This is a genomic window from Pedobacter sp. 01T416_2 (genome assembly GCF_056398925.1).
The window spans coordinates 1-14,390 of record NZ_JBFTQI010000046.1 but is presented as its reverse complement, the minus strand read 5'-3'; the positions used below and the strand labels follow the sequence as shown (position 1 = coordinate 14,390).

Annotated in this window: 7 protein-coding genes; all 7 read right to left on the bottom strand. The window is 39.9% G+C overall.

Annotated elements, in window-relative coordinates:
- Positions 1 to 1,088, bottom strand: a 1,088-nt coding sequence (locus AC1DPQ_RS03675) for a glycoside hydrolase family 5 protein (protein ID WP_477607992.1), incomplete at its 3' end; no start/stop codon positions are given.
- 24 nt (positions 1,089 to 1,112) lie between these two features.
- Positions 1,113 to 2,519, bottom strand: a complete 1,407-nt coding sequence (locus AC1DPQ_RS03670; RefSeq protein ID WP_477607990.1) for a glycoside hydrolase family 30 protein — start codon at positions 2,517 to 2,519, stop codon at positions 1,113 to 1,115.
- Between the two features lie 91 nt (positions 2,520 to 2,610).
- A complete protein-coding gene (locus AC1DPQ_RS03665) occupies positions 2,611 to 4,137 on the bottom strand; it encodes a RagB/SusD family nutrient uptake outer membrane protein (protein WP_477607989.1) in 1,527 nt (508 codons plus the stop codon).
- Positions 4,138 to 4,149: 12 nt separating this feature from the next.
- A complete protein-coding gene (locus AC1DPQ_RS03660) occupies positions 4,150 to 7,272 on the bottom strand; it encodes a SusC/RagA family TonB-linked outer membrane protein (protein WP_477607987.1) in 3,123 nt (1,040 codons plus the stop codon).
- A gap of 260 nt (positions 7,273 to 7,532) precedes the next feature.
- Positions 7,533 to 10,451 (bottom strand): ligand-binding sensor domain-containing protein, encoded by a 2,919-nt coding sequence (locus AC1DPQ_RS03655; RefSeq protein ID WP_477607986.1) that lies wholly within the window; start codon positions 10,449 to 10,451, stop codon positions 7,533 to 7,535.
- A gap of 722 nt (positions 10,452 to 11,173) precedes the next feature.
- Entirely contained in the window at positions 11,174 to 11,833 is a 660-nt protein-coding gene (locus tag AC1DPQ_RS03650) for a GDSL-type esterase/lipase family protein (protein ID WP_477607984.1), read from the bottom strand.
- Positions 11,834 to 12,707: 874 nt separating this feature from the next.
- A partial coding sequence (locus AC1DPQ_RS03645) for an FUSC family protein (RefSeq protein WP_477607982.1) occupies positions 12,708 to 14,390 on the bottom strand: 1,683 nt, incomplete at its 5' end.

The following is a 14,390-nucleotide window of genomic DNA, read 5'->3' as shown; positions in this document are numbered from 1 at the left end:
TAATTGGGGTTCGATTTAATTTCCATCGGATTATTCGCTCCTATTTTTTTCAATGGCCACCAAGCCCAGCCGATGTTATTTTTTTCTAAAAGTTGAATGGCATCAGTAAACCAAACATTAGAATTTTCTCCTGTTTCACCAAGCCAGACCGGAACATGCTGTTCATCTCTGGCTTTAATAATATGTGCTATTGACGTCTGATCATTATAATTCCAATATTTATGGTAACTCAACACCATATTTTTATCCCAAAGCGGGAAAATACCATTGTAATTATTGCCCCAGCCATTGCCTTCGATAATAATGATGTGTTTTTGATCAACCTCGCGGATAGCTTTGGTAATTTCGATCATTAATTTTCTTAATGGTGCATTCACCTTTTCCTTTGTTCCGTTTTTATCTTCTTCAGGGTTTGAGAAACCGTAGTTAGGTTCGTTCAAAATATCGTATGCACCAATATAAGGTTCATCTTTGTAACGTTCGGCCAGTTTTTTCCAGAGTGCAATGGTTTTCCCCTGATTGGCTTCACTATCCCATAAATAAGGTTTTGATGGATCGCGGTCGGCAATGTTTAAATCATTCCCTTGTCCACCAGGTGCAGCGTGCAAATCTAAAATCAGGTACATTTTATTAGCCTTACACCAGGCTAACAAGCTATCGGTTAAGGCAAAACCCTTTTCCAGCCAGGTATTTTTGCCTGCAACCGGCTCTTTATCTGCCGGCAGGGTGTATAAATTGTAGTGCATGGGTAAACGAATGGAATTAAAGCCCCAGCGTTTCAACGAATCGACATCAATTTTACGCATGTGGCTGGCCAGCCAGGCATCGTAAAACTCCTGGGTCTGTTTTGGCCCCATCAGTTCTTCTATCCGCTCGCGGATGCGGTATTGTTGTGCCTCGTTGTTAATTTTGAGCATATAACCCTCTTGTAACATCCAACCGCCTAAACCAAAGCCGCGGAGCAAAACATTCTCGCCTTTTGCGTTCACTATTTTTTTACCCTCGGCTTTTAAAAATCCTTGACTAAACCCTGTAAACGAAACAATGCTGAACAGAAAAATATATAAGATTGATTTTGTAAAAGACATAAAATAAGATTAGGTTTTAGATAATTACCAGATGTATGTGGCTACAGAGCCTTTATCGAGTGTTGCGACAAGTGTTTTGCCATTAAAGCTAACATTAAACTTAGCGGCATTTTTACCGTTATTGGCTACAATTAAAACATGTTTTCCACTAGGTGTTTTAAAGGCAACATTTGGCAGATCGGATAAATCGTTAGTAGCAATGCGAACAGCACCTGGACGAACAAATTTAGAAGCATGCGCAATGGAATAATAAGCCAGGTTTCTGCTATAAGAATCTTTATCAATGGTTACTGCGCCCTGGCACATCGAACAGCCACCTCTGTCGGTATAAGGCTTGTTTTCAGGATCGGCGGCTAAGTTCCATTCCAGCACATTTTTGCTCCAGTTTCTGGTAGCGCCGATAATCAAACKCCTAACCGGATTAAYAATTTTAATATCCGCAGCATCTGGCTGCTCCACCACCATTTGCTCAGAAAAGTAAATATTCTTATCAGGATGGGCATTGTGCACATCAGTTAAGGCTTCAATCTTTCCTCCGTACAGATGAAAGGCAGATCCATCGATATATTTTCTGGCTTCCGGATCATCTAAAATGCTAATCGGGTAATCCGGGCGATCGGCATTATGATCATAAACAATAATTTTGGTCTTAATATTGGCTTTAGCAAAAGCAGGACCGAGAAATTTCTTTACAAAAAGGGCCTGATCTGGTGCAACCATAAGCAAGCTGGGATTATTGCCGGGGTGCAAAGGTTCATTCTGAACGGTAATCGCATCAATAGGAATCCCCTCTTTTTGCATTTCCTGTACATACCTTACAAAGTATTTAGCGTAAGCATCGTAATATTCGGGCTTTAGCATCCCACCACGGGCATCGTATGTAGTTTTCATCCATAAGGGAGGAGACCATGGCGAGCCCATAATTTTCAGTTTTGGGTTGATCGCCAGGATTTCCTTCATTACCGGAATCACATCTACTTTATCCAGACCCAGATCAAATTTAGCCTGTGTTAAATCGGTTTGTCCTTCGGGAAGGTCGTTGTAAGAAAATACTTTTTCGTTTAAATCGGAAGCGCCAATGCTCAGGCGGATGTAGCTCACCCCGATGTTGTTTCCATCAGTAGCAAACAACTCTTTCAATAAAGCCGCTCTGGCTGGTGCCGACATTTTCACAATGTGCTGTGCACTTCCACCTGTTAGGGCATAACCAAAGCCATCAATAGTTTGATAGGTTTCTTTGTTATTTACAGTAATGGTTGGCAGATTGTTTTTAGCTACATTAAAACTTAATTTACCTGCCTGTTTGCCGAATAAAACAGATCGATCGGCTTTGGTAAGCCAAACTTCAGGTTGGTTTTGAGCAATAACGGCAAGTGAAGAACAGGTAAAAATACAAACGATAAAAAGGCGAAGGAATTTGGTAGAAAGCATAGGGAAAAGATGAGCAGATTAAAAAAACAGGAAGAAAGATTTCGCTTTCTCCCTGTTAACAATTAAACATTAAGCGTGCATAGATGAGATGTTATTTTGAACCACCCCATTCTTTACTTTGAACTATTTTTGAATTTGCAAGCTCTCTTTCTGGTACAGGAAGAATTTCATTCTTTCCACCCACAAATCCCTTAAACGAAAGTTTCGATGCTGCCAATCCCCATCTCACTAAATCAAACCAGCGTTGTCCTTCGGCAGCAAGCTCAATACGTCTTTCTTTCATAATATTATCCATAGTAACCGCAACAGGGTTTAAGTTTACTCTTCCCCTTACTGCATTTAACATGGTATAAGCTTTGGTACCAACACCAACAGCAGCGCCACTTTTTAATAAAGCTTCGGCTTCCATTAAATAAGTATCGGCCAAACGGATTTCGTACATATTTTGACCGAAGTTTAATTCTAGTTGTCCAACTGCCGCTTTTGTAGAATTTCGGCCAGCAAATTTTTCAACAAAATAACCGGTATTGGCATTTGCATGCTTGTAAGAAACAATCCCAGCTTTTTCTAAACTATCTAAGTTTGCTACCGTCGGTTTATTTCTCGGATCGAAGTGGATCAGATCGAAAAACTCCTGTGTAAAAGGCATTACACTCCAGCCCGATACATAGTCTGGCGCCTGAGCTGCAATTTTAGGAACGTAATTCCGTGGTCCTACCAAAATCCCCATCACGTTTCCTTCGCCGCTGCCTACTGTTCCCCATGCCATGTTAGATGTGGTATTGTAGGCCAGTTCGAGTACCGACTCGGAATTGAATTTATTTTTAACATTCCATAAATCAGCAAAATTTGGAAGCAGTTTATAACCATAAGTACTCGCACCTGGAGCTGTACCATTTACAAGTGCAAATTCTGCTGCTGCCGGTGCCCATTTCTCTTGCCACAAATAAACTTTACCCAATACAGCATGAACTGCACCTTGACCAAGACGACCAGCTTCTCCTGTCGGGATTGTTGATGGAAGTGCTGTTAGTGAAGCGGTTAAATCGGCTTCAATCTGTTTATAAACATCAGCTGGAGGTGCCTGCACAACATTAAACAGATTGTCTTTATCAACAGGTTCTAACAATAACGGTACATTCTTAAAGATACGAACCAGATCAAAATAGAAAATTGCTCTTAAAGCTTTTGCCTCAGCGATATACCTATTTTTTAAGCCGGCATCCATACTAATGCCTTCAATTTTCTTTAACAGTACATTGGCCCGGTAAATACCTGTAAAACCCTTGCCCCATAAGTAACTTGGCGCACCAGATAAAGACGTTACGGTATAGTTGTTCATTGCCTGAAGGTCCCCTAAATCTGAAGGGGAATCTCCACCTGCATAATGATCGTCAGAGCCCGAAGCAAAAATATTAAGCTTGGTTAAATAACCCGATGATTGATTGCCCAATTGATCGTAAACCGAAACCAAAGCATTAAATGCTTGCTGTTGATTTGCATAATAACTACTCTCCAAAACCCGTTCTCTAGGATTAACGTCCAATTGCTTTTGGCACGAAACCATTGCTTGAGCGGCCACCAATAAAGCCGCAAAGCATAAAATATTCTTTTTCATTTTTATTAAAAATTAAAATCCAACATTTAAACCAACCATAAATGAACGGGCCTGAGGATAAACACCTCTATCTACACCCAATACTGTTCCACCTATTTCCGGATCATAACCAGAATAATTGGTAATTGTCCAAAGGTTTTCACTCATTAAATAAACACGAAGCTTCTGTGCACCAATTTTCTGCGTAATTTTTGAAGGAAGATTGTAACCAATCTGAAGTGTTTTTAACCTAAAATAGTCGCCTTTTTCCAGGTATTTTTTCGAGAATTTTGTGTTGTTTCCGTTTGGATCTGTTTCTACAACCCTTGGTACAGTAGAAGAAGGATTACTTGGTGTCCAACGGTCTAAAATTGAACTTTGCCAGTTGGCATAAGTAACATCTAAACGTCTTAAGCCCTGAAAAATCATATTACCCGCAACACCATTACCAAACACCACCATATCAAAGCCTTTGTAGGCCAGGTTTACGGTAACACCATAAGTAAGCTTAGGTAGCGGACTGCCAATATAGGTTCTATCGCCAGCGGTAATAGATTCATTACCATCTAGATTGGCATATTTAATATCACCAGGCTTTGCTGTAGGTTGCAAAATAGTGCCGTTTGGTCCTTTATATGCATCAATTTCTGCCTGCGACTGAAATATACCCAGCATTTCGTAACCATAAAATTCGTTGAAAGATCTGCCTAAACCTGTTCTGGTAAAATTACCCATGGTTTGAAAGCTCTGTGCATTATCTTCAATAAAAGTTTTTCCTGGCAACAGCTTGGTCACCTTGTTTTTTAATGTCGATAGATTTGCATTAACGCCTAAGTTAAACTCGCCGATTTTCTTTTTATAGCCAACTTCGAACTCAAGACCTGTATTTTGCATGTCGCCAACATTTTCTGCTGCTCCACCTGCTGCCCCAACGTATAATGGGATATCAGGCGTTTGCAAAACACCAACGGTTTTCTTTTTATAATACTCGGCCGATAGATTAAAATTATTAAATAAGGTTAAGTCGAAGCCTATATTGGTTTGACGGGTTTCTTCCCATTTCAAATCAGGATTTGACAAGGCAGCCGGACTCCATCCAATAGTACTTATATCTGTAGTACCAAAAGTATAATTACGCCCGCTGTTCACCAACGCAACATACCTGAAATCGCCAATGGCATCGTTACCGGTAACACCATAGCCCCCACGGATTTTCAAGAAATTAATCACTTTATTTTCTTTCCAAAAGCCCTCTTTGGTTGGTACCCAACCTAGTGAGAACGATGGGAAGTAACCAAATCTGTTGTTGCTACCAAAACGCGAAGATCCATCACGACGGATAATACCTGTAAATAAATATTTCTCATCGTAATCATACGTTACCCTGGTAAACAACGAGTTAATGGTGTGCGCCGTACCATCGCTACCATCGCTGGTTCTATCACCCGCAATTGGTTTATAGTTCATATTGGCTTCGTAAAAGTTTGTCGCAATTACGTTGGCAAAGTTTACATTTATGCCACGATTATTATTATCCAGGTAATAGCCCTGACCTAATATGGCAAAAGCATGGTGTTTACCTATGTTTTTGGTATAACTTAAGGTATTTTCCCAGTTGTAGTTTAACACCGTGTTCATCTCCCTGTAAAACGATGCCTTATCATTCTTGGTTGACGAGGTTAAGTAAAAAAGAGGTGTAAAACGGTCCTCTCCATAAAATGCAACCTTTGTTCCAAGAGATGATCTGAATTTAAATTCCTGCGAAGGCTGAATCTCTGCAAATACGTTTCCAACAATATTATGATCCCAGGTATAATTTCCCAGTCTGGTTTGCATGTATGCCTGTGGGTTACTCATTTCTTGTCCAACCACACTCGACAATCCGTATGGAAAACCAGTGGCCGGATCTCTTAAAACATTTGGCAAGGTATACGGCGAGGCAGCAATAATAGCCGGATTGGTTTCAATTACAGGTGTAATAGGATCTAAATTGATAGCAGAACTTAAAGGTCCGCCAAATTCGCTATTGGTATTACCCAAACTGCTCGATACGGAGTGGCTATACCCCATATTCTCTCCAAAGGTTAACCATTTTACCGGTTTAAAAGTAGTATTTATACGAACGTTTGCCCTGTTCCATTGCGAAATCGGGCTTGCAACTATACCATCTTGGTCTATATAACCAAAGGATGTATAATAATTCGCTTTATCATTTCCGCCGGATACACTAAACTCATGTGTTTGTCTGCGCGCATCATTATTAAAGATTACCGATTGCCAGTCTGTGCCAACCCCAAAAGATGCAGGATTTGCATAAGGTGCAGCTTTCCCAGAATTAACGGCCGATTCATTTCTGATGATGGCATAATCTGTTGCATTCAACAAATCGAGTTTCTTAGCCGGAGCCGAGGTACCATAAAATGCATTGTAATTGATGTTTATCCCGCCTGCTTTTCCTTTTTTGGTTGAAATAATAATTACTCCATTTGCAGCCCGTGCACCATAAATGGCCTGCGATGCGGCATCTTTTAAAACCTCAATCGATTCGATATCAGATTGATTTAAATAACCGATACCACCATTATCAACAATAACCCCATCAACAACCCAAAGCGGATCGTTATTTCCCGACGATGCGAAAGAAGTGTATCCCCTTACTCTAACCGTAGAACTGGTACCCGGTTGCCCGTTTCCACTTGCAATAGTTAAACCAGATGTTCTACCTTGTAGCGACTGCTCAATTCTGTTAATCGGCATCGTTTCTAAATCTTTTGCCTTTACGCTAGAAATAGATCCGGTTACGACACTTTTCTTTTGTGTACCGTAACCTACCACTACAACTTCCGTTAAATCTTTCGAATCCGCTGCAAGCGAAACATTGATACGGCCGCCTACAGGAACGGTTACCGTTTGCGTTGCCATACCAATTAAACTGATAGTTAATTTACCGCCAACAGGTGCCTGAATGCTAAAAACACCATTGGCATCTGTAGATGCAGCTTTGGTAGTTCCATCAAGCTTAACCGTTACGCCAGGTAAAGGGGCACCATTTTGTTCTGTTACTTTTCCTGTAACCGGAATGTCTTGTGCCAATAAGGCCAGCGGAAATGCCATGATACAGTAAATGAAGAATACGAATGTAAATCTTCCTCTCATAGAAATTAGTTTTAAGTTAATATTTGGTTAGTTAATGACCGGGGCTTTTGGTAGCCCGTTTCATAAATCAAATCTATAACCGTGCAGTACAATTGAACAATTTTACGCTACTACACAAACCATACAGCAGCACTCAATTAACCAAAAAAGAAGATTTTTAGGCCTACATAAGCCCTACAATGAAAATGAAATCAAACTGAATACCAGACACTTAAGCTATTTTAACTAAAAACGTTCTTATTTGTAACGAAAACATTGTTTTAAGGTGTTTTTTGGCGGGCAATGTTGATCAGGAACTCATATAAATTAGTCTCTGGCTTAAGCTGGAGCTTCTTTCTTAAGCGATATCGGCCCACTTCGATGGCTTTAATGGTTACATTCATCAACTGCGCCATTTCTTTTGACGAAAGATTCATCGACAAATAAGCACAAAACTTTAAATCGTTCTGACTTAAATCAGGGTAAAGGTCTTTCAGTTTATTGAAAAATTCGGTGTTTACATGATTGAAGTGAACGCTCAGATGGTCCAGTTCCTGGTCTTTCTTTTCCACATCCTTAATTAGCCTGATGAGGTGCCTGAAACTTGGTGAGCTCTCATTTATATCGTGGTTTTTAATTACAGCCGATATCACTTCTTTAATCTTGGCCAATACTTTGCCACGCTGTACCAGGTGCATGGTCATGGTAGAAAGTTCTTTGTTCTTGTAATTTACATCGGCTTCTAACTTTTCGTTTTGCAGCCTAACAATTTCCTTTTCGTTCCGATCCAGTTCCAGCTGATGCAGGTAGCTCATCCGCTCCTGCTCTTTAATGTGTTTTCGCTTCTGCCATCTAATAATCAACCTAATTAACAGCACAATCAAAATCAGGTAAAAAATCCTCATCCATATGGTATTGTACCAGGCTGGCAGCACGACAAAAGTATAGCCTACCGCTTCCGATTCGTTACCTACATCCGTTCTGGCTTTAATATTGAAAGTATATTTCCCAGCAGGTAGATTGGTATAGTCCTTTTCGCTTTTCGTGTTCCATGCCGACCATTCCTTATCGAAACCAACCAACTGATAACTGAATTTAATATTTTTATCATGCTCGAACAACGTTGAGGAATATTCGAAATGCATTGAATTTAAATTATTGGTGTATTCAGGTATCTCGTTCTGATCCTGTTTGGCAGAAATGATGCCCTTGGTTGTAAAATAGCCTCCAAAAACCAAACTATCCTTTTTACCAAGCAATTTAATCTGCCCCAGCACTACAATTGGTTTGGTTATGTTCTCGATGTATTTTTCATAGTTAATATGGTAGGCTCCCTTATTGGCTCCAATAAATATGTTTTTACTATCCAAGGGGTAAATAGATTCGAAGCCGCCTACTACTTTGCCATCTAACTCGGGCAAATAAAAAATACTAAAAGGATTCGATCCTGATGGCCGGCTAAAATCGATTACGCCTACTTTTTTATTGCTTACAAACCAAATGTTCCCGTCGTTATCCTCCTTCATATATTGCACCGAAATACCCTTTATGGCATTGGCCAATAATTTTAGGCGGACAAATTTTTTCTTCGTGTTATCATATTCATAAATGCCATCAACAGTTGCAATTACCACCCTGTTTTTTATATGGTACACATAATTGTACAATTTAGAAGGTAATCCATCGCGGTCAGTATACATGGTGGTATGCAGTACACGTTTATGATCGGGCTGCAATTCTATTTTATATACCCCATGGTAAGGGTGCGATGCCCAGATATGATCGGGGTTATTATTATCCGCTACAAGAAACCGCAGCGGCTCATTTATGCCGTCAATTCTTCCGCCATTATTAAATAGCCCATCCTTATAGGTTAAGCGTTGTAAACCCCAATAAGTGCCTGCAATAACCTCGCTGCTCGGGTAAACCCGATCTAAAGTCTGGTACAACCAGGTGCCTGGTAAATTGTAAAGCGGCTTAGCTACATTGTTCTGCACCAAAAGTGTACCCTCCTCGTGTGCAAGCAACAGCTTACTGTTAATCTCATCAAGCCCCCAAACCTGCCCTTTAGTATTTTTCACCTCCTCAAAATTCGAGGTGGCATAACTTAAATCTTCGGCAGCAGGATTAACTTTGGTCATGTACAAACCGTTCGATGTACCAATATAAACTGATTGGTTAAACTTCCTAAATGCATAACTCGTAATCTGTTTATTACGGTCAGGAAAAATACTTTTAATAGCGCTATTTATGGCCACATAGGCAATCCCATCATCTAAAGCCAACCACATGTTCTTATCGCGGTCTTGCAGTACTCCCCTTACGTTGTTGTTCTGCAAACCTTCCCTGTAATTGTATTTCTGAATCAGTTCTCCACCTTTGTTCATAATATATACCCCTCCAGAGGTGGTGCCTACTACATACAGATTTTGATTGATCTGATTGGCAAAATAAATCCGGTCGTTAAAAAACACATGATCGAGATTGGTTTTGAAGGGTTTAAGCTGATGGTTAATCAATAGAAAAAAACCGCCCTTTAACGTAGAAACCATCAAAGTATCGCCATTATAAGGTAAAATAGCTGTAACAGACGATTTCTTGAAAACCGGATCAGCACAAAAAGGCTTCCACATTTCCTGCTCATAAACCATTAAAACCGATTCTTCCGATTGGGCAAACACTTTATTATTGGCCATGCCCATAAATAGCCAGGCCTTACTGGGTTTATAGTTTTTAATCACCCCATCCTTATAATGCAGAATGGAATTGTTCGACCTGAAAAAAACTTCGTCGTGGATAATCGAGATGTCCCATATATCAGCCAGTTTCCGCAGGTTTTCGGGTAGCAGGCTTAAAAGCGAAGTATATTTTAAAATCCCTTTCTCATTGGGGTAATAGAAACCAAATTCATCCTGTCCACCTACATAAATCCGGTTTTTAGAGTCGATCCCGATGGAGCGTACCGAGGTATAATTAGGTAAGCGAAACAGGTTCCAATAGCGACCGTTAAAAGTAAGCAGCCCCTCATTGTTCCCAAAATAAAGAATCCCGTTTTTATCCTGTTTAACGTCCCAGTTCTGCATCCCTGCGTTGTACTGCTCGTTATTGTAATTTACAATCTGCGGAATGCCCAAAAGATCCTGGGCCGACGCATGATAGCCCATCAGAAGAAAAGTAACGGCAAGCAGAAGTTTGTACATATGGTTAGGGATCATTCGCACGCAATAATAAATATATAATTTTAATTCCGGTTAACATTGCTTACCGCATCCACTAAAACAAATCATTATGAGTATGAAATAGCTAATGTTTATTTTCTTAGGTGTGCCAAGTTGCCTTAGATGGTAAAATGAAAGCTTATGTGTTCTTATATCTCTTATATGGTAAAATGATGGGTAATCTGGTGGCAGCGACACCTTAGGGGGGTATTTGCTTGAGGTGGTGAGAAAATTTAATCTTATTTTTTGGAGCACAAAGCCTGTAGTGCTTAGGGTTGTTTCAGTCCCGCTTTTACTTCAAGTCCTCTCCCGATGAAAAATCAAGATTGCGGGCTTTCCGTTCAATCGGGGCTAGTTTGCTGGGACTGTGCAATGAAATTAAAAGAAGCTGTATTATAAATATAAAATTGTCATCCTGAGCTTGTCGAAGGACCTTTTTTAGATGTCTCATAAGGCGTTTCGACAGGCTCTCCGTAGAAGTCCTTTGGACAACTTGGCAAATTCGAAGCAAACTATAATTATGAGACAGCCTTTTTAGGTTGTAAAAAAAGATGTTGTTTTATTTTAAAGCGCAACATCCTAAAGGTTTCTAACCATATAAGAATTTAAGGACATGTAAGCTCATATGTTCTTACATGTCTTATATGGTAAAAATAATTAGAGAAAAATATCTTGATCAGAATCTCTTAGTTGGTAAAAAATGACTATTTCATTAAATACGGTTCTACCGCTTTTCGCCAGATGGCATAACCAGCAACATTCATGTGCAACATATCTCCAACAAAAAGTTCTGGTCTAAGCTGCCCGTCTTTGGTTAGCATCAATGGATATATATTAACGAATTTCGTGTTGGCCTCTCTAGCTAAAAATTTTGCGATCAATGCATTCGAAGCTACTGCCTTTGCTTTAAATTTATCCCTGCTCGGACTTGGTTTAATAGAGATGTAAACAATAGGCACCGTTGGTAACTTTGCCCTAATGGCCTGCACTAAACGGATGGTGCGGTTTAAAACAGTATCAGGTGTAACCGTTTCGTTTGGTAAATCGTTCTCCCCCACATACAGTACAATCTGCTTAGGCTGGTAAGGAAAAACAACATCATTTAAATAAAAGGTAATATCGTTAATTACAGCACCACCTATTCCGCGGTTTAAAGCATTGTATTTGGCAAAAATCTGTGTACAGTCGTCCCATTTCCTGATGGATGAACTTCCTACAAACAACACCGGATGAACGGGTGGTTTGTACATTTGATCGTATTTTTTAATGGTTTGCACGTCATCCCAAAAATTAGGTTTCTTTTGGGCAAAAGCAGYTACAGTTAAAAAAGAAATCAAAAGGAAGCTTAAAAATGATCTTTTCATGCGAATAAGGATGTTTAAAGGCTCACAATATACCAATATCCTATTTTTTACTATCAATTCAATCAAATTTATTACTGTACGTATGTAAAAGAAATAGATTGAAATTTACTGTGGAGTAGTGCCTGATTCGCCTGCATTGAGTAATGCAGGCAAACAGGTCTTGTTATCATCAACTAACCAAATATAATGATGAACAAATATAGGTCTTTATTTAGAATTATTCTAAATAATTAACACTAATTAACTAAAAGAATAATAAAACACTAATAATCAATGCATTTAATTTTAAAGAAGAACGCTTAACAACCCTGAAATGAAGCTTTTTAATAAAAATCGTTCAAAGGTTCTCCTTGCGGGCATCCGCTATCAAGCTAAGGCTGTTGAAGGTTATTAACGAACAATTTGCTATGATTAGTATAAAGGGGGTTCCCGCTGACGCTGATTTTTAGAATCTATCATCCTGAGGGGTAATTTATGTATAAAAATCAATATGAATGACAGGAGAATTTAAAAAATTAAATCTCCTCAGATTATCGTCATTGCGAGAAGGCTTTTTCAGCCAACGAAGCAATCTTACAACTATCGCTAGTAGCGAGCGCTTTAAGATTCCCGCCTGCGCGGGAATGACGACCACTTTATTGGAGTCTGTCAATGTGGTCTGTCGAAGACCCTCTTTCTGTGAACCATATAAGACATATAAGTTTCATATAAGCTCAACGAGTTAATCTATCTCTAGAAAATTGATGATCTTGAAGTTTCTGCGCTCATCACCTTAATCTGCGGGAACAAAAAAGAGCTCAAAAGTCAACAGCTAGCAGGGCCCTGACTCCCCTCTCCGTAGGAGTCCTTTGGACAGACTGACAAACAATTAAATTTAACCCCTGAAACCAGCACTAAACCTGTTAAATTCTAACGATAAAGCCGCAATATGTGCCAGTTTCTGTTTGGTAGAATGGTCATCATGATCAACATCTATTGCATCAACATGAGGCCTAGCATCACTTTTTAGCACCTCTGCAGTACTCAGGTTACCTACAATCTGATTAACCAACAATGGATCAGCCTGTTCTGGTTTATGGTTAAGCGAAAGGTATATAGAAGTAATAATTGCATTGATCTGGTAAATGGTCGACTGTACCCCATACAAACCATTAAAATCGATATGTTTCCGCATGGGCTCCTGACTGGCCGATTCAATCGCTTCGCTTAATGCAGATAAACTCAGGTTGGCATTTTTTCTGGCCATGCGCGGAATATTCTCGCCCAGGTTTTCCTTCCTTTCTATCGCCACCTGCAAATAGTGCAAACTATCTTTTGTGGCTTTGCTTATTTTCTCTTTCAACTGGCGGCTGTCCCAAATGGGGAAAAGATAGGTAGCAAAAATGGCAATTACACAGCCCAGCACCGTGAAAATAATCCTGTCGTGTACAATATGGTCGAAATGCCCTTGGTAACTGCCCAGCGTTAAAATTACTGCTGGGGTAATAAACAATACACTTACGGTATAATTTAAACGGTTAAAGGCATAAAAACCCAATAAAAAAATCACCGAAAAAGAAAGCAGCACCGCCGGACTCTTCACAAAATAGATGATGATCAATCCGACGGCGACCCCGCCAAGACTTCCTTTTAACCGCTGTAAGTTCCGTTTCCAGGTAATCGAAAATTTAGGTCTTGCCACAATGACCAGGGTGAGAAAAAGCCAGTAACTGTATTTGCTCGGTTCCAACTGCCAAATGAGCAAGAAACCAAACAGAAAACAGATGGCCAAGCGCAACGAAAACCTAAAGATTGGCGATTTTAACGTAACGTGTTCCCTGATCGAAAAGCGATCGCCGGTAACAAACAAGGGATAAGAAATAGATCCGCTCAGTTCTTGTAAATGTTTCTCGGGCGTGCGCTCATTGCCCCTAATCATTTCGATAATGCGCACAATATCGTTCATGTTCGAAACCACTTTTAATACAATTTTACGCTGGGTTTCGTTTAAACGCTCCATTTCCTGCAACAGCATTACGCGTTTCTGGTAATATTCGATATTGGTGGCCACTTCTCCCTTATAAGCCTTGGCCGACCGAACGTGCCTGCCCAACTGTTCAAGCTCTTTCGCCAGCAATCCAATCAAGGTGGCAATCAGTTTTAAACTCGGGCCCGTTGCCAGCGTTTTGCGCACCAAGGCATAATCATAATGTACGGCATTCAATTGCTCATACAAATCGATCAGTAACCTCGCCCTTTCTAATAACAGTTGGCCTTTAACGTTATCGGGGTTCATAGCGTACTTATCGGTAAGCAACAGGTTCCTGATCAGTTCATGTTTCTGGYTAACCTTAATGTGCAGTTTTATGGCTTCCTTTTGTTGCAGATCGAGTGGTTCATCCACATCGTAATTTTTGGCTTTGGCATTCAAGAACATTGCGCTGCTCATCAAACATTCGAAAATGGCATGGTGAAGTGAGCGGTAAGGGCGGATTAAAATCTGGATTAAACTGATGATATAATACCAAACTCCACCAACCAGGATATAACTGCTAAAATACAGACTGCTAAAATACAG

Excerpts from the sequence above, each read along its gene's own strand:
- AC1DPQ_RS03660 (WP_477607987.1), bottom strand. The coding sequence starts at position 7,272 with ATGAGAGGAAGATTTACATTCGTATTCTTCATTTACTGTATCATGGCA.
- AC1DPQ_RS03655 (WP_477607986.1), bottom strand. The coding sequence starts at position 10,451 with ATGTACAAACTTCTGCTTGCCGTTACTTTTCTTCTGATGGGCTATCAT.
- AC1DPQ_RS03665 (WP_477607989.1), bottom strand. The coding sequence starts at position 4,137 with ATGAAAAAGAATATTTTATGCTTTGCGGCTTTATTGGTGGCCGCTCAA.